Origin of the sequence: Pseudomonas sp. TH15, from assembly GCF_016651105.1 — a bacterium.
Taxonomy (GTDB): domain Bacteria; phylum Pseudomonadota; class Gammaproteobacteria; order Pseudomonadales; family Pseudomonadaceae; genus Aquipseudomonas.
In genome coordinates this window covers 2,445,225-2,466,753 of record NZ_JAEKEL010000001.1, presented here as the reverse complement: position 1 = coordinate 2,466,753, position 21,529 = coordinate 2,445,225, and the positions used below count along the sequence as shown (strand labels likewise).

General features: G+C 59.2%; 17 protein-coding genes, 2 tRNA genes and 1 pseudogene. 16 read left to right on the top strand and 4 right to left on the bottom strand.

The window, feature by feature from the left end:
* The 7 genes and pseudogenes from JFT87_RS11085 (at nt 1) to pdeM (ending at nt 7,499) form a co-directional block, all read left to right on the top strand.
* Nucleotides 1–783: a transporter substrate-binding domain-containing protein gene (locus tag JFT87_RS11085; RefSeq protein ID WP_201201232.1), complete on the top strand. Its 783-nt coding sequence runs from the start codon at nt 1–3 to the stop codon at nt 781–783.
* 56 nt (nt 784–839) lie between these two features.
* On the top strand, nt 840–1,568 hold the full coding sequence (locus JFT87_RS11080) for an ABC transporter permease (RefSeq protein WP_201201230.1): 729 nt from the start codon (nt 840–842) through the stop codon (nt 1,566–1,568).
* Nucleotides 1,565–2,275 (top strand): ABC transporter permease, encoded by a 711-nt coding sequence (locus JFT87_RS11075; RefSeq protein WP_201201228.1) that lies wholly within the window; start codon nt 1,565–1,567, stop codon nt 2,273–2,275. Before JFT87_RS11080 ends, JFT87_RS11075 begins: the two co-directional genes overlap by 4 nt.
* An 11-nt stretch (nt 2,276–2,286) precedes the next feature.
* The gene (locus JFT87_RS11070; protein ID WP_201201226.1) at nt 2,287–3,405 is read left to right on the top strand and encodes a succinylglutamate desuccinylase/aspartoacylase family protein; all 1,119 of its coding nucleotides are present in this window, start codon (nt 2,287–2,289) and stop codon (nt 3,403–3,405) included.
* Nucleotides 3,406–3,418: 13 nt separating this feature from the next.
* Entirely contained in the window at nt 3,419–4,183 is a 765-nt protein-coding gene (locus JFT87_RS11065; protein WP_201201224.1) for an ABC transporter ATP-binding protein, read from the top strand.
* Between the two features lie 174 nt (nt 4,184–4,357).
* Nucleotides 4,358–6,846, top strand: a pseudogene (locus JFT87_RS11060) (ligase-associated DNA damage response DEXH box helicase).
* Nucleotides 6,843–7,499: a ligase-associated DNA damage response endonuclease PdeM gene (gene pdeM, locus JFT87_RS11055; RefSeq protein WP_201201222.1), complete on the top strand. Its 657-nt coding sequence runs from the start codon at nt 6,843–6,845 to the stop codon at nt 7,497–7,499. The pseudogene JFT87_RS11060 and the gene pdeM overlap by 4 nt, the downstream one beginning before the upstream one ends.
* Before the next feature lie 128 nt (nt 7,500–7,627).
* On the opposite strand, the gene JFT87_RS11050 is transcribed toward pdeM, so the two are convergent.
* Both JFT87_RS11050 and dcd read right to left on the bottom strand, forming a co-directional pair.
* Nucleotides 7,628–7,837, bottom strand: coding sequence for a hypothetical protein (locus JFT87_RS11050; protein ID WP_201201219.1), 210 nt, complete (start codon nt 7,835–7,837; stop codon nt 7,628–7,630).
* Between the two features lie 107 nt (nt 7,838–7,944).
* Nucleotides 7,945–8,511: a dCTP deaminase gene (gene dcd, locus JFT87_RS11045; RefSeq protein ID WP_054047011.1), complete on the bottom strand. Its 567-nt coding sequence runs from the start codon at nt 8,509–8,511 to the stop codon at nt 7,945–7,947.
* A gap of 355 nt (nt 8,512–8,866) precedes the next feature.
* On the opposite strand from dcd, the gene JFT87_RS11040 reads away from it, so the two are divergent.
* Entirely contained in the window at nt 8,867–9,076 is a 210-nt protein-coding gene (locus JFT87_RS11040; RefSeq protein ID WP_002554837.1) for a cold-shock protein, read from the top strand.
* 154 nt (nt 9,077–9,230) lie between these two features.
* Here JFT87_RS11040 and JFT87_RS11035 read toward each other — a convergent pair whose 3' ends face one another.
* Nucleotides 9,231–10,238, bottom strand: coding sequence for a DUF481 domain-containing protein (locus JFT87_RS11035; RefSeq protein WP_201201217.1), 1,008 nt, complete (start codon nt 10,236–10,238; stop codon nt 9,231–9,233).
* 164 nt (nt 10,239–10,402) lie between these two features.
* On the opposite strand from JFT87_RS11035, the gene JFT87_RS11030 reads away from it, so the two are divergent.
* The 4 genes from JFT87_RS11030 to JFT87_RS11015 all read left to right on the top strand — a co-directional run bounded on the left by JFT87_RS11030 (nt 10,403) and on the right by JFT87_RS11015 (nt 15,176).
* Nucleotides 10,403–10,756, top strand: coding sequence for an MGMT family protein (locus JFT87_RS11030; RefSeq protein ID WP_201201215.1), 354 nt, complete (start codon nt 10,403–10,405; stop codon nt 10,754–10,756).
* 43 nt (nt 10,757–10,799) lie between these two features.
* On the top strand, nt 10,800–12,359 hold the full coding sequence (locus JFT87_RS11025) for an AmpG family muropeptide MFS transporter (RefSeq protein ID WP_201201213.1): 1,560 nt from the start codon (nt 10,800–10,802) through the stop codon (nt 12,357–12,359).
* A gap of 130 nt (nt 12,360–12,489) precedes the next feature.
* Nucleotides 12,490–14,205: a proline--tRNA ligase gene (locus tag JFT87_RS11020; RefSeq protein WP_201201212.1), complete on the top strand. Its 1,716-nt coding sequence runs from the start codon at nt 12,490–12,492 to the stop codon at nt 14,203–14,205.
* 17 nt (nt 14,206–14,222) lie between these two features.
* Complete coding sequence (locus JFT87_RS11015; RefSeq protein ID WP_201201211.1) at nt 14,223–15,176, top strand: hypothetical protein; 954 nt, start codon at nt 14,223–14,225, stop codon at nt 15,174–15,176.
* 116 nt (nt 15,177–15,292) lie between these two features.
* On the opposite strand, the gene dinB is transcribed toward JFT87_RS11015, so the two are convergent.
* On the bottom strand, nt 15,293–16,354 hold the full coding sequence (gene dinB / locus JFT87_RS11010; RefSeq protein WP_201201210.1) for a DNA polymerase IV: 1,062 nt from the start codon (nt 16,352–16,354) through the stop codon (nt 15,293–15,295).
* 300 nt (nt 16,355–16,654) lie between these two features.
* Between dinB and JFT87_RS11005 the strand changes: the two genes are divergently transcribed.
* From JFT87_RS11005 to JFT87_RS10990, 4 genes are all read left to right on the top strand, one after another.
* Nucleotides 16,655–16,731: transfer RNA gene (locus JFT87_RS11005), tRNA-Met, on the top strand.
* A 233-nt stretch (nt 16,732–16,964) separates the two neighbouring features.
* Nucleotides 16,965–17,041 (top strand) — tRNA-Met (locus JFT87_RS11000).
* A 277-nt stretch (nt 17,042–17,318) separates the two neighbouring features.
* Nucleotides 17,319–19,961, top strand: coding sequence for a bifunctional lysylphosphatidylglycerol flippase/synthetase MprF (gene mprF / locus JFT87_RS10995; RefSeq protein ID WP_201201206.1), 2,643 nt, complete (start codon nt 17,319–17,321; stop codon nt 19,959–19,961).
* On the top strand, nt 19,961–21,259 hold the full coding sequence (locus JFT87_RS10990; protein WP_201201204.1) for a virulence factor family protein: 1,299 nt from the start codon (nt 19,961–19,963) through the stop codon (nt 21,257–21,259). The genes mprF and JFT87_RS10990 overlap by 1 nt, the downstream gene beginning before the upstream one ends.
* Nucleotides 21,260–21,529 lie beyond the last annotated feature (270 nt).

Below are 21,529 nucleotides of genomic sequence, written 5' to 3'. Positions count from 1 at the left end.
ATGAAAAAAGCATTGCTGACCCTTTCTGCACTGGCGTTGTGCATGGCTGCTGGCTCCGCGCTGGCCAAGGAATACAAAGAGCTGCGTTTTGGCGTTGACCCTTCCTACGCACCGTTCGAGTCCAAAGCGGCGGATGGCAGCCTGGTTGGCTTCGATATCGATCTGGGTAACGCGATCTGCGCCGAGCTGAAGGTCAAGTGCAAATGGGTCGAAAGCGATTTCGACGGCATGATTCCGGGCCTCAAGGCCAATAAATTCGACGGTGTGATCTCTTCGATGACCGTCACCGAAGCCCGCGAAAAAGTCATCGACTTCTCCAGCGAGCTGTTCTCCGGCCCGACTTCCCTTGTCTACAAGAAAGGTTCCGGCGTCACCACCGACATCGCTTCGCTGAAGGGTAAAAAGGTCGGTTACGAGCAGGGCACCATCCAGGAAGCCTACGCCAAAGCCGTGCTGGACAAGGCTGGCGTGACCACTCAGGCCTACGCCAACCAGGACCAGGTCTATGCGGACCTGACTTCCGGTCGTCTGGATGCTTCGATTCAGGACATGCTGCAAGCCGAACTGGGCTTTTTGAAGTCGCCACAAGGCGCCGATTACGAAGTCAGCAAGCCATTTAATGACCCACTGCTGCCAGCCAAAACAGCTGTCGGTATCTCGAAAGGTAACAAAGACCTGAAGGCACTTCTGGATAAAGGTATCAAAGCGTTACACGACGATGGCACCTACGCCACCATTCAGAAAAAACACTTTGGCGATCTGAATCTGTACAGCGGCAAATAATGCCCGGCGCCCATCTCGCGATGGGCGCTTTTTTTACTCGATCAGGTTGCTGATTTATGTTCGAAAACCTCTTACAAAACCTGGGGCTCTCAGCCTTCAGCCTCAAGGGCTTCGGTCCTTTGCTGTTGGAAGGCACCTGGATGACCATCAAATTATCGGTCTTGTCGCTTTTAGTGTCCGTTTTGCTCGGACTGCTGGGCGCCAGTGCCAAACTGTCCAAAGTCAAACTGCTGCGCGTACCCGCGCAGGTCTACACCACGCTGATTCGCGGCGTGCCGGATCTGGTGTTGATGCTGCTGATTTTCTACAGCCTGCAAACCTGGCTGACGACGTTCACCGAGTACATGGATTGGGAATACATCGAGATCAACCCGTTCAGCGCCGGCGTCATCACCCTGGGCTTCATTTACGGCGCGTACTTCACTGAAACCTTCCGCGGGGCGATTCTCGCCGTGCCGCGGGGCCAGGTTGAAGCCGCCACCGCCTATGGCCTGAAACGCGGCCAACGTTTTCGTCTTGTGGTGTTCCCGCAAATGATGCGTTTTGCCCTACCGGGCATCGGCAACAACTGGATGGTGATACTCAAAGCCACTGCCCTGGTCTCGATCATCGGCCTTGCCGATCTGGTCAAGGCTGCGCAGGACGCCGGTAAAAGCACCTATCAACTGTTCTATTTCCTGGTGCTGGCAGCGCTGATTTACCTGCTGATCACCAGTGCTTCCAACTTCGTCCTGCGCTGGCTTGAACGCCGCTACGCCGCCGGCTCCCGGGAGGCCGTACGATGATCGAACTCTTGCAGGAATACTGGAAACCCTTCCTTTATACCGACGGTTACCACATCACCGGCCTGGCCATGACCATGTGGCTGCTCAGCGCCTCGATCTTCATCGGGTTCCTGGTGTCGATCCCGCTGTCCATCGCCCGGGTGTCGCCGCACTTCTACATCCGCTTGCCGGTGCAGTTCTACACCTACCTGTTCCGTGGTACGCCGCTGTATATCCAGCTGCTGATTTGTTACACCGGGATCTACAGCCTGGCCGCGATCCGTGCGCAACCGGTGCTGGACGCGTTTTTCCGTGATGCGATGAACTGCACCATCCTGGCCTTCGCCCTGAACACCTGCGCTTACACCACGGAGATTTTCGCCGGGGCGATCCGCAGCATGAACCACGGTGAAGTCGAAGCGGCCAAGGCTTACGGTCTGACTGGCTGGAAGCTCTATGCCTACGTGATCATGCCCTCAGCCCTGCGTCGTTCGTTGCCGTACTACAGCAACGAAGTGATTCTGATGCTGCACTCGACCACTGTCGCCTTCACCGCGACCATCCCGGACATCCTGAAAGTCGCAAGGGACGCCAACTCGGCGACCTTCCTGACCTTCCAGTCGTTCGGTATCGCCGCGCTGATCTACCTATGCGTGACCTTTGCGCTGGTCGGCCTGTTCCGCCTCGCTGAACGCCGATGGCTGGCCTTCCTCGGGCCGACTCACTAGGATTTTTTCAGATGCGCCACCAGAAACATGACTTGCTGGCCCCACTGCCTGGGACCGCACGACAGATCCACAGCTTTCATTTCGGCCCGGCCAACGTCGCGGGCAAGATCTACATCCAGTCGTCCCTGCACGCCGATGAAATGCCCGGCATGCTGGTGGCCTGGCACCTCAAGCAGCGTCTGGCGGAGCTGGAAGCCGCCGGCCGCCTGCGCAGCGAAATCGTGTTGGTGCCCGTGGCCAACCCGGTCGGCCTGGAACAGGTGTTGATGGATGTGCCTCTGGGCCGCTACGAACTGGAAAGCGGCCAGAACTTCAACCGCTGGTTCGTCGATTTGAGCGAAGAAGTCGGCAATGAGATCGAAGGCCAACTCGGCGACGATCCGCAGCACAACCTCACACTGATTCGTACCAGCCTGCGCAATGCTCTCGCCCGCCAAACGGCTGGCACTCAACTGCAATCCCAGCGCCTGACCCTGCAACGGCTGGCCTGTGACGCGGACATGGTGCTCGACCTGCATTGCGATTTCGAAGCCGTCACGCACCTTTACACCACGCCCGAGGCCTGGCCGCAGGTTGAGCCGCTGGCGCGCTACATCGGTGCCGAGGCGAGTTTGCTGGCCACCGACTCTGGCGGTCAGTCGTTTGATGAATGCTTCACCCTGCTCTGGTGGCAGTTGAAGGAACGCTTCGGCGAGCACTTCGATATTCCGCTGGGCAGCTTATCGGTCACCGTCGAGTTGCGTGGCCAGGGCGACGTCTATCACCCGCTGGCCAGCGCCGATTGCCAGGCGTTGATCGATTACCTGATTCACTTCGGCGCCATTGCCGGCGAACCCACGTCATTGCCCGAACTGCCCTACCCGGCCACGCCGCTGGCCGGAGTGGAGCCGGTGGCCACGCCGGTGGGCGGGTTGCTGGTGTTCACTGCGGTGCCAGGGCAATACCTGGAAGCCGGGCAACTGATCGCCGAAGTCATCGACCCGATCCATGATCGTGTCACCCCTATCCATTGCACCGCCGCCGGGCTGATGTACGCCCGTTCGCTGCGACGCATGGCCACTGCCGGCATGGTGATCGCCCATGTCGCGGGCACCGAAGCCTATCGCAGCGGCTACCTACTTTCGCCTTGAGGATGCATGCCCCATGTACAAACTGACCATCGAAGGCCTGCATAAAAGCTACGGCGATCACCAGGTGCTCAAAGGCGTTTCGCTCAAGGCCAAGACCGGCGACGTCATCAGCCTGATCGGCGCCAGCGGCTCGGGCAAAAGCACCTTCCTGCGCTGCATCAACTTCCTCGAACAGCCGAACGACGGCGCCATGAGCCTGGACGGCCAGAACATCCGCATGATCAGCGATCGCCACGGCATGCACGTGGCCGATCCCGATGAACTGCAACGGATCCGCACTCGCCTGGCGATGGTGTTCCAGCACTTCAACCTGTGGAGCCACATGACGGTCCTGGAAAACATCACCATGGCCCCGCGCCGGGTGCTGGGTTGCAGCAAGGAAGAAGCCGAAGACCGTGCTCGGCGTTATCTCGACAAAGTTGGCCTGGCAGCACGCGTCGCCGACCAATACCCGGCGTTTCTCTCGGGTGGCCAGCAACAACGGGTTGCGATTGCTCGCGCCTTGGCGATGGAACCGGAAGTCATGCTGTTCGACGAACCGACCTCGGCACTCGACCCGGAGCTGGTGGGTGAAGTACTGCGCGTGATTCAGGGTTTGGCTGAAGAAGGCCGGACCATGATCATGGTGACCCACGAAATGAGCTTCGCCCGCAAAGTGTCGAGCCAGGTGTTGTTTCTGCACCAAGGGTTGGTGGAGGAAGAAGGGGCGCCGGAGGATGTGTTGGGGAGTCCGAAGAGTGAGCGGTTGAAGCAGTTCCTCAGCGGCAACCTCAAATAACACCTTGCTCATGTAGGAGCTGCCGCAGGCTGCGATCCTTTGATCTTGCTCTTGTTTAGAGAAACCAGGATCAAAGATCGCAGCCTGCGGCAGCTCCTACACGGGATTGCGATTAAACCTTTGCCATATCCGTGCGGTCACTGGAAGAACACCTCCAGAGCGCGCGCAGCCCGCATGGCGAAATCCCCCGACCTCGCAAAAATCTGGTTCAGCGCCCGCGACTGGAAGCCGTTCGCTTTTCAGAAACAAGTCTGGGCGGCGGTCAAACGCGGTGAATCCGGATTGCTGCATGCCAGCACCGGCGCCGGTAAAACCTATGCAGTGTGGTTCGCCGCGCTCAATCGCTACGCCAGGCCCTCTGCGATTACTGAAACTTCACGCAAGCGCAAACCAGCCGCCGAACCACTGACCGTGCTGTGGATTACGCCCATGCGTGCGCTCGCCGCCGATACCGCGCGCGCCCTGCAGGTGCCTGTTGATGATTTGCAGCTGCCGTGGAGTGTCGGCCTGCGCACCGGCGACACCAGCAGCAGCGAACGCGCCCGGCAGAGCCGACGCCTGCCGACCACGTTGATCACCACGCCAGAAAGCCTGACTCTGTTGCTGGCCCGTGCCGATGCGCAAGTTGCACTATCGACATTACGCATGATCGTCGTCGACGAATGGCACGAATTGCTGGGCAATAAACGCGGTGTGCAACTGCAACTGGCCCTCGCCCGTCTGCGTCACTGGCAACCCGACCTGATCGTATGGGGTGTTTCTGCAACCCTGGGTAATCAATCCCACGCCGAGCAGGTACTCATCCCATGCGGCGACGGCATCAGCGTTCAGGGTCAAAGCGAAAAAATCTTGAAGGTCGACACCCTTATCCCACTGTCCACTGAGCGTTTTCCCTGGGCCGGACACATCGGTCTGAAGATGCTGCCGCAGGTGGTTGCCGAGCTGGACGCCTGCGCCAGCACGCTGGTGTTCACCAATACCCGAGCGCAGTCGGAAATCTGGTATCAGGCATTGCTTGAAGCCCGGCCGGATTGGGCCGGATTAATTGCCCTGCATCACAGTTCACTGTCCCGCGACACCCGCGACTGGGTCGAAAAAGCCTTGAAGGACGGTTTTTGAAAGCCGTGGTCTGCACCTCAAGTCTGGATCTGGGCGTGGATTTTTTACCCGTCGAACGCGTGCTGCAAATCGGCTCGGCCAAAGGTGTCGCACGCTTGATGCAACGCGCCGGACGTTCGGGACACGCACCGGGACGCAGCTCGCGGGTGACGCTGGTGCCGACCCACAGCCTTGAACTGATCGAAGCGGCAGCCGCCCGCGATGCTGTCGAGCAACGGCGCATTGAACCCCGTCTGTCGCCGCACAAACCGCTGGATGTGTTGGTGCAGCACTTGGTCAGCATGGCCCTCGGCGGCGGATTTTTACCTGATGAGTTGTACGAAGAAGTCCGCGGTGCCTGGGCCTATCGCGATCTGACGCCTGAGGACTGGGCCTGGGCTCTGGCTTTCGTACGCCATGGCGGGATGTCTCTGACAGCCTATCCGGATTATCGCCGGGTAGAACCGGACGAAAACGGCGTCTGGCGTGTTCCGGACGCGCGCCTCGCGCGCCGCCATCGCATGAGCGTTGGCACCATCGTCAGCGACGCGAGTATTCAATTGAAATTCTGGAGCAAGGGCGGCGGTGGCAAGCAGTTGGGCAGCGTAGAGGAAGGTTTTATCGCTCGACTCAAACCAGGTGATGGCTTCCTCTTCGCCGGGCGTTTGCTGGAGTTGGTGCGAGTGGAAAACATGACGGCCTACGTGAAACGCAGCAGCGTAGAAAAAGCCGCCGTGCCGCGCTGGAATGGCGGACGTATGCCGCTGTCCAGCGAATTGGCCGAAGCCGTGGTCACTCGCTTCAGCGCTGCGGCACGGGGCGAGTTCAGCGGTCCGGAAATGCAGGCCTTGCGACCGTTGCTGGACACTCAAGCGCAATGGTCTGGCTTGCCTACGTCAGAAAACCTGTTGGCAGAAGTGCTGAAGTCCCGCGAGGGCTGGCACCTTTTTCTTTATCCGTTTGCCGGTCGGCAGGTGCATTTGGGGCTGGCGAGCCTGCTGGCGTGGCGCGTCAGTCAGCGTCAGCCCGTGACCTTTTCGATCGCGGTGAATGACTACGGGCTGGAGCTGCTCAGCGCCACGGCTGTCGATTGGGCTGAGCATCTGAACGCTTCACTGTTGAATACCGATCATCTGTTGCTGGATGTGCTGTCCAGTCTGAATGCCGGAGAACTGGCCTTGCGGCGCTTCCGCGAAATCGCGCGAATTGCCGGCCTGGTGTTCGCCGGCTACCCCGGCGCGCCGAAAAGCACCCGACAGGTGCAGGCCTCAAGTGGGCTGTTCTTTGAAGTGTTCAAACAATACGACGCAGACAATCTGTTGCTGGCCCAGGCTGGGGAAGAAGTCCTGCGCGAAGAACTGGATATTCGTCGGTTGGAGCAGACGCTGGAGCGCATCAACCGGATGAACCTGGATGTGCATCAGATCAAACGTCCTACCCCGTTGGGGTTTCCGCTATTGGTTGAACGCATGCGCGAAAGCATGAGTTCAGAAAAGCTTGCTGATAGGATCAGACGGATGGTGGGTGACTTGGAAAAATCCGCCGACAAGAGTTCATCTCGATGAGCGCGCCCTACCCTGTGCGCCTCGCCGGCGAGGAATTGTGGCTGCTGCCGGAAAAAGCCCTGTACTGGCCGGCGCAACAGGCGTTGCTAATTGCCGACGTGCATTTCGGCAAAGCGGCGGCCTATCGCAGCCTCGGCCAGCCGGTTCCACAAGGCACCACGGCGAGCAATATTTCGGTGATCGATCATTTGCTGGCAAAGTTGCCGTGTCGGCAACTGATCTTTCTAGGCGATTTCCTCCATGGCCCAGGTTCACATGCGGCGGGCACGTTGAACGCCTTGGCGCAGTGGCGGGCACGCCACGTTGATCTGCCGATGACACTGATTCGCGGCAATCACGACAAACGCGCGGGCGATCCCCCGGCATCGCTGAACATAAGGGTGGTGCCGGAGCCGCTGCTGCTGGGGCCTTTCGCTCTACAGCATGAACCGGATCCACATCCTGAAAGGCATGTACTGGCCGGTCACGTACACCCGGTTTATCGATTACACGGCAGGGGCCGACAGAGCCTGCGGCTGGCGTGCTTCAGATTAGGTGAGCGCATTAGCCTGTTGCCGGCGTTTGGCGCGTTTACCGGGGGCTATCCGGTGGAGAGGGATGACAACTGCAAAATCTTTGTCATCGGCGACAACGAAATCTGGCCAGTCAACTAAACCTGCCCACTCCCTCGCGTCTGTAGGAGCAAAGCTTGCTCGCGAAGGCGTCTGCACATCCATCAAAGATGAAACAGACACACCGTCTTCGCGAGCAAGCTTCGCTCCTACAAGGGCAGAAACAGGTATCAAGCAACCGGCGCCGGAGGCGGCTCGTCCGGCAGGGTGGGTTCGCCGGGCTCGGTGGGTTGTTCGTTGGGGGTATCGGGATCAGGCTGGCCGGGGATGCCCCCGGCCATGCTGACGGACGGATGTGCCAACAAGGACCAGGCCAAAACGCCAATCTGATTGGGCTCAAGCCTTGCCAGTTCGGCACTTATTCGGGGATCGATCTTCATAGAGCACTCCTCGGCGAAGGCCCGTTTTGCCAGAAACAAAAACGGGCAGTACACCCAGTAGAGTGTCTACCCGCCCAAGAATTCCCGCGAACTGCCAGATGAATGGATCAGGTGCGCGGCAAGGTGACGCCGCGCTGGCCCTGGTACTTGCCGCCACGGTCCTTGTAGGAGACTTCGCACTCTTCGTCGGATTCGAAGAACAGCATCTGAGCCACGCCCTCGTTGGCGTAAATTTTCGCCGGCAAGGTGGTGGTGTTGGAGAATTCCAGGGTCACGTGGCCTTCCCACTCAGGCTCGAGCGGCGTCACGTTGACGATAATGCCGCAGCGCGCGTAGGTGCTTTTACCCAGGCAGATGGTCAGCACGTTGCGCGGAATGCGGAAGAATTCCACGGTGCGGGCCAGGGCGAAGGAGTTCGGCGGGATGATGCAGACATCGCTGGTCACGTCGACGAAGCTCTTTTCATCGAAGTTCTTCGGGTCGACGATCGCCGAGTTGATGTTGGTGAACACCTTGAATTCACCGGCGCAGCGCACGTCGTAGCCGTAGCTCGACACGCCGTAGGAAATCAGCCGCTCGGCACCTTCGCCGCGCATCTGGCGCTCGACGAACGGTTCGATCATGCCGTGCTCTTGCGCCATGCGGCGAATCCACTTGTCCGATTTGATGCTCATGGCGGGGTGTCCTGAATAGCGAGGTGGAAAAATTCTGTCCGGCATCTTACTAGGCGCGCGCCCCGGGTTCAAAGTGCGAGGCATAATTCTCGGCAATCCCCCCTGATTCCCGGGCCTTTGGGCCGATCCGATGCACCGTCAGTCACGAAAACAGAGAAACCTTCGCAGGAAGCATTGGCACGTCCCGGAAAAAGGGTTAAGGTGGCGCCACTGTGCTGCTTGTGTCACTGAGAATCTCTACACGATATGTTGAATTTCGATCCAACCATCTACAAGAATTTTTCCTGCTCTTTGCACTCAGTCTCGGCCAGGGTTCTTCCTGCGTCGCAGTTATCTTTGTTCAAGGAGTTACACCATGTCTAATCGCCAAACTGGTACCGTTAAGTGGTTCAACGATGAAAAAGGCTTCGGCTTCATCACTCCACAATCCGGTGACGACCTGTTCGTTCACTTCAAAGCTATCCAATCCGACGGCTTCAAAAGCCTGAAAGAAGGCCAACAGGTTTCTTTCATCGCTACCCGCGGTCAGAAAGGCATGCAAGCTGAAGAAGTTCAAGTTATCTAACTTGTACTTGCTTTAGTAAAAAGCCCCGCCCTTAAAAGCGGGGCTTTTTTGTGAGCGCTTGTTTTGTGCAGACGCAAAAAAGATCGCAGCCTGCGGCAGCTCCTACGGGGATGAATGTAGGAGTTGCCGAAGGCTGCGATCTTTTGCTTTTGCCTTACCAAGCCACGCCAAACCCTGCGGTATAGCGCGTCTTGTTCAAATCAGCATCATTGGTCCCGCTGATGATATCCCGCTCGGCCTTCAGGTTAAGCGAAGCCCAATCCGTCACCTTGTAGCGCAACCCCATCTCGGCATCGAGCGCGTAGTCGGCCACGCCGGACAGCGGCTTGCCCAGCTCGCCATTGGTGAAGAACTCGACCTTTTTGCCAATCAGGTAGCGGTTGTAGTCCCATTTCATGGCCACGGAATAGAAGTTGTCCTTGCTGCCATCCCGGTATTCGTAATCGGTGCGGTTGAGCAGCGAGCCGAGCGAGAATGCGCCGAGTTCGTTGTCCCAGAATTGATACCCCGGACCTGTACCCACTACGCGCTGACGGGCCAACTCTTCAACGTGGTCGCTTTTGTAATTGATTCGACCTTGCCAGAACCAGTTATCCGTCAGGAATCGGTCAAGGGAGTATTCGGCACGCCAGTTGTCGGTAGTGACCTCGCCATCCTGGAATTCCCGGTTGTACTCGCCCTCCGCCGTATGGCGCCAGCGACCATGCCGGGCCGAGGTTTTGAAGCCGATGTCGTAGTCGTCAGTGTCTTTCTCTGCGCGCTGGTAATCCAGCGCCATGTCGACATTGCCCTTCCACACCAGGTCTTCGACCACAGGCTTGGGCTTGAGGATCTGCTGGATACTCGCCAGCTCGACCGTTTTCGGCGCTTCGCCATTGGCCAAGGTGACCTTGCCGTCTTCGGCCGCTTTTAATGATTTGGCTTTCTCGCCGTTATAGGCATCCTGCTTGACCAGCAATTCCTGATCGCTTTCCAGGGTTTTGACCTGTTTCCAGTCAATCGGAACAGCACCGGCATAGGCCGTCTGGATCAACAGTTTGCCGCCATCGAACAGGGTGATCTTGCCACTCAACTTGTCACCGTTTTTCAACCACACGGTGTCGGCGAGCAAAGGCGTGGAAGCACTGAAAACAGCGAGGCACAGCAAGGTTCTGGACAACATAAGCGAATCAAAGGCTCTGGTTTGCGAAAAAAAGTCGGCATTATCCGTAGGAATAACGCGCTAGCAAGGACTGACCCGACTATTTCTATTGAGTTCATTTCTCAATTGACACTCCAGGACTTAATCTACTGACAGCAAAGTAAATTTCTTCAGGAACCGCGGACGTGACAGACACGACCACCGAAACCGAAAGCCCAGCCCAAATCCGACGCACGGCGCTCTACCTGACGCTGGCCCAAGTGCCTGAGGGTAAAGTCGTGAGTTACGGACAACTGGCCGAACTGGCCGGCCTGGGCCGCGCCGCTCGCTGGGTCGGACGTACATTGAGCCAATTGCCCGGCGACACCAAGCTGCCCTGGCACCGCGTGCTGGGTGCCGGCGGTCGGATCAGCCTGCCTGTCGGCAGCCCTTCCGGGGACGAGCAACGCGCGCGTTTACGCACCGAGGGCATCAGTATCCTGAACAATCGTGTTGATATTCAGCGTCATGGCTGGCGCCCGGTAGAGCACAGCGGTTAGAGTGCGCGCTTTGTTTCCGTAATCTTGAGGCAGACTTCAGCCCATGCCCCGTAAAACCTGGCGCGCCGCGCTCGCCGCCTATGCCAGCCCTTCAACACTCGTGCTGTTGCTGCTTGGTTTCGCCGCCGGCCTGCCCTACATGTTGGTGTTTTCGACGCTGTCGGTCTGGTTGCGTGAGGCCGGTGTGGCCCGCGAAACCATCGGCTATGCAAGCCTGATCGGTTTGGCCTACGCCTTTAAATGGGTGTGGTCCCCCCTGCTCGATCAATGGCGCCTGCCATTACTCGGAAAACTGGGCCGCCGACGTTCCTGGCTGGTGCTGGCCCAATCGCTGGTAATCCTAGGCCTGATCGGCATGGGCTTCTGCGACCCGCAGAAGCACCTGTCCTGGCTGATCGCCATTGCCGTGGTCGTCGCTTTCGCCTCCGCGACACAAGACATCGCGGTGGACGCCTATCGCCTGGAAATCGCGGAAGACAGTCGCCAGGCTGCGCTGGCCGCCAGTTATATGTCCGGCTATCGGATCGCGGCGTTGCTGGCTACCGCCGGTGCGCTGTTCTTCGCGGAAGGCTTCGGCTCTACCGGCTTCAACTACCAGCACTCGGCCTGGACCGGCACCTATGTGCTGTTTGGCGCCTTGATGATCCCGGCGCTGCTCACCACCTTTTTTATGCGCGAACCGCCGGTGCCACTGCGCACGCAGCTTCAGGCCGGGCGCTACAGCTTTGCGCATCAACTGATGTCGGTGTTCGTGCTGATCGTGTTGCTGGTATCCGTGCCCGCCATGTTCACCCAGCTCTATAACACCGACTTTGCGAGTGTGCTGTTCGGCGGCGTAAGCCTGCTCGACCTGCTGCTCGAAGACCGCGCCTTCCTGCGCGCGATCCTTTACACCCTGCTCACCGCCCTGTGCCTTTCGACCATGGGTCGCCGCGGCCTGGCGCCGGTGCTGACGCCGGTCAACGACTTTATCCTGCGCTACCGCTGGCAGGCCTTCCTGCTGCTGGGGCTGATTGCTACCTATCGAATGTCCGACACGGTCATGGGCGTAATGGCCAACGTGTTCTATATCGACCAGGGCTTCACCAAGGATCAGATTGCCGGCGTCAGCAAAATTTTCGGCCTGATCATGACGCTGCTCGGCGCCGGCATGGGCGGCCTGCTGATCGTACGTTTCGGCATCCTGCCGATCCTGTTCATCGGCGGTGTCGCCTCGGCCGCCACCAACCTGTTGTTCGTGATGCTCGCCGACATGGGCGCCAACCTGCAGATGCTGATTGTCACCATTTCCCTGGACAACTTCAGTTCGGGCATGGCGACCTCGGCGTTCGTTGCCTACCTGTCGAGCCTGACCAACCTCAAGTTCTCGGCCACCCAATACGCCCTGCTCAGCTCGATCATGCTCTTGCTGCCGCGCCTGATCGGTGGTTACTCCGGAGTCATGGTGGAGAAGTTCGGCTACCACAACTTCTTCATCATCACCGCGCTGCTCGGCGTGCCGACACTGCTGCTGATCGCGCTGCACTGGTATCAGGAAAACCGCCGCGCCGGCCCCACGCCAACACCCGAACGGGTACAAACCCCGATCGCGGAAGAGTCGTAGGAAACGTCCCGAAGGGCTGGAGAAATCCGCCCTTGCGGCCTCACCGCCGGCCGCACTTCTGTACGTCAGCAGATCTCGCCCGTACAATGCTCCGTCATTTCTCGTCATCAGCAACCGACAACGGCCAACCATGCGCACCAGTCAATTTTTGCTCGCCACACAGAAAGAAACGCCTTCCGACGCGGTCGTGATCAGCCACCAGCTGATGCTGCGCGCCGGCATGATCCGCAAACTCGCCTCGGGCCTGTACACCTGGCTGCCGATGGGCTTGCGAGTAATGCGCAAGGTCGAAGCCGTCGTTCGTGAAGAAATGAACGCCGCCGGCTCGCTTGAAGTGTTGATGCCGAGCACTCAACCGGCTGAGCTGTGGCAGGAATCCGGTCGCTGGGAAGAATACGGCCCGGAATTGCTGCGCTTCAAGGATCGTCACGGTCGCGATTTCTGCGCCGGCCCGACCCATGAAGAAGTGATCACCGACCTGATGCGCAACGAGTTGAGCAGCTACAAACAGCTGCCGATCAATCTGTATCAGATCCAGACCAAGTTCCGTGACGAAATCCGTCCACGCTTCGGCTTGATGCGCGGTCGCGAATTCATCATGAAGGACGCCTACTCCTTCCACGCCGATCAGCCATCGCTGCAGGTCACCTATGACCGCATGCACCAGGCTTATTGCAACGTATTCACTCGCTTGGGCCTGAAGTACCGCCCTGTTGAAGCCGACAACGGCTCCATCGGCGGTGCCGGCTCCCACGAGTTCCACGTACTGGCCGAGTCCGGCGAAGACGATATCGTGTTCAGCAATGGCTCCGACTACGCCGCGAACATCGAGAAAGCCGAAGCCGTACCGCGCGAAACTTCCCGCGCTGCGCCTGCCGAAGAGCTGCGCCTGGTCGACACCCCGAACGCCAAGACCATTGCGCAACTGGTCGAAGGCTTTGGCCTGCCGATCGAAAAAACCATCAAGACCCTCGTGGTTCACGCCGAAGAAGCAGGCAAGCTGATTGCCCTGATCATCCGTGGCGACCACGAGTTGAACGAAATCAAGGCCGCCCAACAGCCAGGCGTTGCCAGCCCACTGGTCATGGCTTCCGAATCCGAACTGCGCGACGCCATTGGCGCTGGTGCCGGCTCGCTCGGCCCGTTGAACCTGCCGCTGCCAATCATCATCGACCGTTCGGTCGAGCTGATGAGCGACTTCGGGATTGGCGCCAACATCGACGACAAGCACTACTTCGGCGTGAACTGGGAGCGTGATCTGCCGGTTCCAACCGTCGCTGACCTGCGTAACGTTGTCGCCGGCGACCCAAGCCCGGACGGCAAGGGCACCCTGGAAATCAAGCGCGGCATCGAAGTCGGGCACATCTTCCAGCTGGGCAACAAGTACAGCAAAGCGATGAAGTGCGAAGTACTGGGCGAGAACGGCAAGCCGGTCACCCTGGAAATGGGTTGCTACGGTATCGGCGTGTCCCGCGTGGTGGCTGCGGCCATCGAGCAGAACAACGACGACAAAGGGATCATCTGGAGCGACACCCTCGCACCATTCCAGATCGCTTTGGTGCCACTGCGCTACGACAACGAACAGGTTCGCGAAGCCACCGACAAGCTGTACGCAGAACTGACTGCGGCCGGTTTCGAAGTGCTGCTGGACGACCGCGACAAGAAAACCAGCCCAGGCATCAAGTTCGCGGACATGGAGCTGATCGGCATTCCTCACCGGATCGTGGTCAGTGACCGCGGCCTCGCCGATGGCAATCTGGAATACAAGAGCCGCACCGAGGCCGAGGCGCAAGCGCTGCCGGTCGCTGACGTGCTGTCCTTCCTCCAGGCCCGTATCCGCCGCTGACACCAGATAGAGAAGTCATGTTCAAGCGAAACACCTTAGGCCTCGGTGGTGCCGCACTTTGCGGCACCCTGTTGGTCAGCGGCTGTGCCAATCAGATGTCACAACGCAGCGAGCACGAGGAACGGGTCGAGCGCAAATTGCTCGATCACAGCCTGCTGATCGATGTCGGCGAGCCCAAGACACTTGAGCTGCCGCAACGACGGGTGAAAATCCACGAGCAAAAAACCTTCGAAGTCACTGAATACGAAGTGACCCGTCGCTATGACCGCTACACGCCGTACCAACCCTGGCGGGAGATCTACGAGATCCCGCTGGGCATGGTGGCGATAGTGGCAGGCGTCGGCGCGAACGTGGTCAACGTGTTTGCCTTCGGCACCTTGCCGGACAGTGTGACGAAGGACTGGCTCAGCTACGGTTTCGCCGGGATCAACCCGTTCATGAACGTGCAGTCCCACGGTCGCGCGCAGCAAAACCTGGCTGGCATCGACGAAGTCCAGCGTGATAAACGCACGGAATACTCGAGCCTGCCTTGGAGCGAGCGCCCGGTGCAGGTCAAGGCCGGCAAGGACACCTTCGAACTGACCACCGACAAGAACGGCGTATTGCGCCTGAACCTGTTGGACAGCCCGTTCGCCGAACATGACATCAATCATCTGACCCGGCTGTTGATCACGGTCGAAGATGGCCAGGACGATGTGCACACCGATTCGTCCCTGGCGATCAGCAGTACCTTGCGCAGCAAGCTGCTCGAAGCGCACGGGCTGATTTACGACGATCTCGAAGACGACGAAGTGAGCCAGTGGGTACACCGGGTCAAACGCTTGTCGGAACTCGGGTTGGAAGAAGAAGCCAGCGAGCTGGAACAGAGCCTGATCGAACTGACGCGCAACGATCCTGAATTGCAGACCGAATTCCTCAAGTCCTTGACCAGGGATGCGGGGCGATTGGTGGCGGATCCAGGGCCGAATTAACAGCAACAGCTAAAAGCTTCGCGAGCAGGCTCGCTCCCACATTGGATTTGTGTCGTATACAAAAACCATGTGGGAGCGAGCCTGCTCGCGAAGGCTGACCGACACTCATCGCAAAACTACCGCTCGAACAACTCCATCTGCTCAAACCCGCCGCGCAAATCCTCCAGCCGCACCCCAACCCCCAATAACCGCACCGGTTTCCCGCCGCGATTGAACGCCTGCGTCAGCATCAACTGATAACTGCCCAGATCCCGCCCTGCCCCGGCCTGCTCCAGCGTCGTCTGGGTAAAGTCATGAAACTTCACTTTGACGAACGGCTTGCCCGGTCGATAACTGCTGTCGATCCGTGCCATGCGCGTTTTCAGGGTTTCCAGCAACTCGGGCAGCTTATCCAGGCAGCTCACCAGATCCGGCAGATCCACGTCATAGGTATTTTCGACGCTGATGGACTGCCGACGGTTGTCGTTATGCACCAGCCGCTCATCGATCCCACGGGCCAGGCTCCAGAGTCGCTCACCGAAACTGCCGAATTCGCGCACCAGCGCCAACTTGTTCCACTCACGCAACTGCGCGCAGTCATTGATGCCGAGCTTACTGAGCTTGTCGGCCGTCACCTTGCCCACACCATGCAGCTTGCTCACGGGTAAACCGCTGACGAAGTCGTCCACCTGATCCGGTGTGATCACGAACAAGCCGTTGGGCTTCTTCCAGTCACTGGCGATCTTGGCGAGAAATTTGTTCGGTGCCACCCCTGCCGAGACGGTGATGTGCAATTGATTGGAGACCCGGCGCCGGATGTCCTGGGCAATTCGCGTGGCGCTGCCGCCAAAGTGTGCGCAGTCCGACACGTCCAGGTAAGCCTCATCGAGGGAAAGCGGCTCGATCAAGTCGGTGTAATCGCTGAAGATCGTATGAATTTCCTTCGACGCTTCTCTATAGGCATCCATCCGCGGCTTGACGATGGTCAGGTCCGGACACAGCTTCAAGGCATGCCCGGAAGACATTGCCGAACGCACACCATAGGCCCGTGCTTCGTAATTGCAGGTGGCAATCACCCCGCGCCGATCTGCCGACCCGCCCACCGCCAATGGCTTACCCGCCAGGCGCGGGTCATCACGCATCTCGATGGCGGCGTAGAAGCAGTCACAATCGACGTGGATGATTTTGCGCTGAGTCATATAAAGGCAGTGTTCATGGCAAGGAAAAGACGTAATGACGAGCCGGACCGGCAGTATCTCACTGACACCTGTATATAGCACCAGTACTCTGAATCTTCTTATCCTCCCGTAAGAAAAGGCCACATGAATTTATTTTCTCAATCGAAAAGCACTCGCCGATAGAGCTGCAAGCCTTGCCACGCGTGCCTTACAGCGCAGTCACCCCTCCCTTTTTGCAGCTAAGCGATTGAACAGGAAGAGGTTTTATCTAAATTGAAGGTTGACACACCAGCGCTGCGCTGTAGAATGCCGACACACAGACGCGGGATGGAGCAGTCTGGTAGCTCGTCGGGCTCATAACCCGAAGGTCGTCGGTTCAAATCCGGCTCCCGCAACCAAACATCAAAAAAGGCTACTCGAAAGAGTGGCCTTTTTTGTGCGTGCTCGTTTTGTACGATCGAACGCAGAAACAGACCGTTCATCCACGCGCCAGGCAAAAACAAGAAATCGTTCAGATTCCGAAACTTATCGCTCCCCCACCACCGTTCGACACTAATTCACGCTTATTTGACCTGATTCAAGATTAACCGTTGACACCCCGGCGTTCCGCTGTAGAATGCCGCCACACAGACGCGGGATGGAGCAGTCTGGTAGCTCGTCGGGCTCATAACCCGAAGGTCGTCGGTTCAAATCCGGCTCCCGCAACCAAACATCAAAAAAGGCTGCTCGAAAGAGTGGCCTTTTTTGTATCTGTTGAAAAAGTCCTTTCGCAACAATGATCTGTCACTGTGCAGTGAACCGTTTGGGATCACCTACAGTCTGAGTTCAGACTATGCTCTGTGCCAGACAGGCCCTCTACGACCGATGACGTGCCATCACCCTAAACCGGTGAGAGGCGTTAATATTTGTGATTATTTTTTTCTACAGGGATTGGTAACTTGGCTCGATACCTCCATCCTGTCGCGCACAATCCAAGAGGTGATTGATGCGCGCCAACTCGTCTGATCCACAAGACACCGTCACAGCGACACAACCTATCAAGGCCGAGCGTTTGCGCCTGCTTGATCTGGTCAGCAAATACCGTCAGCCCATCGGGCTTGCGGTCACTTTGCTATTGTTCGCTATCGCGCTGATTGCCTGTCGCCATCTATTAAGCGAACTCGATCTGTATGCGCTCCACGACTCTATTCTGGAAGTCCCTAAACCGGCATTGATCGGCGCATTGGGCGCGACCGTCGTCGGCTTCATCATTTTGCTCGGCTACGAATGGTCCGCCAGCCGCTATGCCGGCGTCACATTGGCGCCACGCACGCTGGCCCTGGGCGGCTTCACCGCATTCGCCATTGGCAACGCCATCGGTCTGTCGATGCTGTCGGGCGGCTCGGTTCGCTACCGTTTATATGCACGTCACGGTCTGGGGGCTTCCGATGTCGCCCACATGACGCTGTTCGCCAGCCTCTCCCTCGGTTGCGCCCTGCCCCCGCTGGCGGCATTGGCAACCCTGAGCAACCTGCCCGCCGCGTCTGCCGCCCTTGGCCTCTCAGAGACCTTGCTGGGTGTGATCGCCGCTGGCGTCCTGCTGCTGGCGACCGTGCTGGCGATCGGCATTTATCGCCGGCGCCTGCCGGAGCAACCTTACCCGGACAACCTGCTGGTCAAGGCCGGACGTCGCACGCTGCGCCTGCCAGGTCGTCGCCTGACGTTCCTGCAACTGGTGATCACCGCTCTGGATGTGGCCGCTGCCGCGACCGTGCTCTACCTGTTGCTGCCGGAAGCCCCACCGTTTGGCGCCTTCATGCTGATCTATCTGCTGGCCCTGGCCGCCGGCGTACTCAGTCATGTGCCCGGCGGTGTCGGGGTATTCGAAGCGATTCTGCTGGCCGCGTTCGCCGACAAGCTCGGCGCTGCACCCTTGGCCGCCGCCCTGCTGCTGTATCGACTGATTTATGTGGTGCTGCCATTGCTGGTCGCCTGCCTGCTCTTGTTGATCAACGAAGGCCAGCGCCTGTTCCAGTCCCGCCAATCACTTCGGGCGGCCTCGGGTCTGGCGGCGCCGATCCTGGCGTTGCTGGTGTTCATGTCCGGCGTGGTGCTGCTGTTCTCCGGCGCAACCCCGGAAATCGACACTCGCCTGGAACACATCGGCTTTCTGATTCCACATCGACTGGTTGATGCCTCCCACTTCGGCGCCAGTCTGGTCGGCGTACTGTGCCTGTTGCTGGCGCAGGGCCTGCGTCGTCGATTGTCGGCAGCGTGGATGCTGACCACCATTCTGTTGCTGGTCGGCGCCGTGCTTTCGCTGCTCAAGGGTTTCGATTGGGAAGAAGCCTGCCTCATGACCCTGACCGCGAGCCTGCTCGGGGTGTTCCGGCGCTCGTTCTATCGTGCCAGTCGCCTGACCGAACTGCCGTTCTCGCCGCTGTATCTGGTCTCAAGCCTGTGCGTACTCGGCGCTTCGATGTGGCTGCTGCTGTTTGCTTATCAGGACGTTCCGTACAGCCATCAACTCTGGTGGCAGTTCACCCTCGACGCTGACGCGCCCCGCGGCTTGCGTTCGCTGCTGGGTGCCGCCGTGCTGTTGGTGGTGGTATCGCTGACCTGGTTGCTGCGTACTGCGCGCCCGATCATCCATCTGCCGACACCGGACGAACTGGATCGCGCGGTAAAGATCCTGATGGCCTCGTCGCAACCCGATGGCGGTCTCGCGCTGACCGGTGACAAGGCGTTGCTGTTCCACCCCAACGATGAGGCGTTTCTGATGTACGCCCGCCGTGGCCGCAGCCTGGTGGCGCTGTACGACCCGATCGGCCCGACCCAGCAACGGGCGGAAATGATCTGGCAGTTCCGCGACCTCTGCGACCTCCACCACGCCCGCCCCGTGTTCTATCAAGTGCGCGCCGAGAACCTGCCGTACTATATGGACATCGGCCTGACGGCGATCAAACTCGGCGAAGAAGCCCGGGTGGATCTGCATCGCTTTGATCTCGAAGCCAAAGGCAAAGAGATGAAAGACCTGCGCTACACCTGGAACCGTGGCACCCGCGATGGCCTGTCGCTGGAGATCCATGAGCCGGGGCAGGCACCGATGGACGAGCTGCGGGTGATTTCCGATGCCTGGCTGACCGGCAAGAATGTCCGCGAGAAAGGCTTCTCCCTCGGCCGCTTCAGTGATGATTACATCAAGCATTTCCGCGTCGCGGTGATTCGTTTCGAAGGGCGCCCAGTGGCGTTCGCCAACCTGCTCGAGACCTACAGCCATGATTTGGCCAGCCTCGACCTGATGCGCGCGCACCCTGATGCCCCCAAACTGACCATGGAATACATGATGGTCGGCCTGATTCAACATTATAAAAATCATGGATACGCGCGCTTCAGCCTGGGCATGGTGCCGCTGTCGGGTCTACAACCCCGTCGTGGCGCACCGCTGACCCAGCGTCTGGGCTCGATGGTTTTCCGCCGTGGTGAGCAGCTCTACAACTTCCAAGGCTTACGCCGCTTTAAAGACAAGTTCCAGCCTGACTGGGAACCCCGTTATATGGCCGTGCCCGCCGGACTCGATCCGCTGGTTGCCCTGGCCGATACTGCTGCCCTGATTGCGGGCGGCTTGACTGGATTGGTGAAACGCTGATGATTCAACGCTCCTTGCGGTACGTACTGGCCACACTGGTAGTGCTGGCCCTGATTGTCGGTGGCGGTTACTGGTACATGAAACGCCCGTTACCAGAACCGACCCTCGAACTGCTGACGCCGGCTGACGGCATCACGCTGACCCGAGTGACACCCGGCACCAAGGCAAAGGCCCAGGTGATCGTGGCTGTCGCCGACGAACAAAAGCTCAGTGACCAGCAACTCAAGGCATTGAGCCGCAGTGCTTCGGCACACATCGTCCAGGTGATTCTGCCCAAGGACTGCCTGCTGCAAGACCGCGCCCTGCAAGCGGCCGAGCGCGAGCTCAAAGCTCCGGCGACCCTGGTCAGCGGCATCGGCCCTGGCGCCGTGCTGGCCTGGCGCTGGCTGGCCGAGCAGAAGGACGACAAGGCCCAGGCCATCTCGGTGGACCTGGCGCTGGAAAAGGCCACCTGCACCAATAAGCTGATGCCGAAGAAAGCGGCTCACGGCCACTGGCTGGTAGCCTGGAACGACAACCCGGACGACACCAGCGCCGGTTTCGTGCGCGACCAACCGAATGCCGAAACCAGCATCAGCGACTACGACATCAACCTGCCGCAAGTGCTGAACAACGAACTGCGCAAAATCCTCGTCGGCACCGACAAGGGCAACGGCGGCCTGCAAATTCCAGTGGTTGAAGTCCCGGCCGGTCAGGCCAAGGACACCGTCACCCTGTTCCTGTCCGGTGACGGCGGCTGGCGCGACCTGGACCGCGACGTTGCGGGCGAGATGGCCAAAATCGGCTACCCGGTGGTCGGCATCGACACCCTGCGCTACTACTGGCAGCACAAGAGCCCGGAGCAAAGCGCTCTGGACCTGGCCGAACTGATGCAGCACTACCGCCAGAAGTGGGGCACCAAACGCTTCATCCTGACCGGTTACTCGTTCGGCGCTGACGTACTGCCGGCGATCTACAACCGTCTGGCAGAGTCGGAACAGCAGCGGGTTGATGCGATCATCCTGCTGGCCTTCGCCCGCACCGGCAGCTTCGAAATTGAAGTCGAAGGCTGGCTCGGCAACGCCGGCAAAGAAGCCGCCACCGGCCCGGAAATGGCCAAGCTGCCACCGGAAAAAGTGGTGTGCATCTACGGCGCAGAAGAAGTCGACGAGAGCGGCTGCACCGACAAGACCGCCGTGGGCGAAGCAGTGAAGCTGCCTGGCGGCCACCACTTCGACGAGAACTACCCGGCGCTGGCACAGCGCTTGGTGGACATCATCGTCAAGCGTCAGGCAGCAAGCCAGGTCGCCGAAGAGTGATCTGAGCCACGCCACCGAAAAGCCCTCGCAACTGTGAAGCTGCGGGGGCTTTTACATTCCAGCAGCCACCAAAATCCCCTGTGGGAGCGAGCCTGCTCGCGAATGCAGTGGGTCAATTTGCAGATTCGTCGACTGACACTACGCCTTCGCGAGCAGGCTCGCTCCCACAGGGGAATTGCGCTGGACTCAAATAATCGTCAATCCTCGCAGGCGTACTTTGCCCGCATATCGTCATGGCTGATTGCTTGGGCCAGATCAAAAATAAGCAAT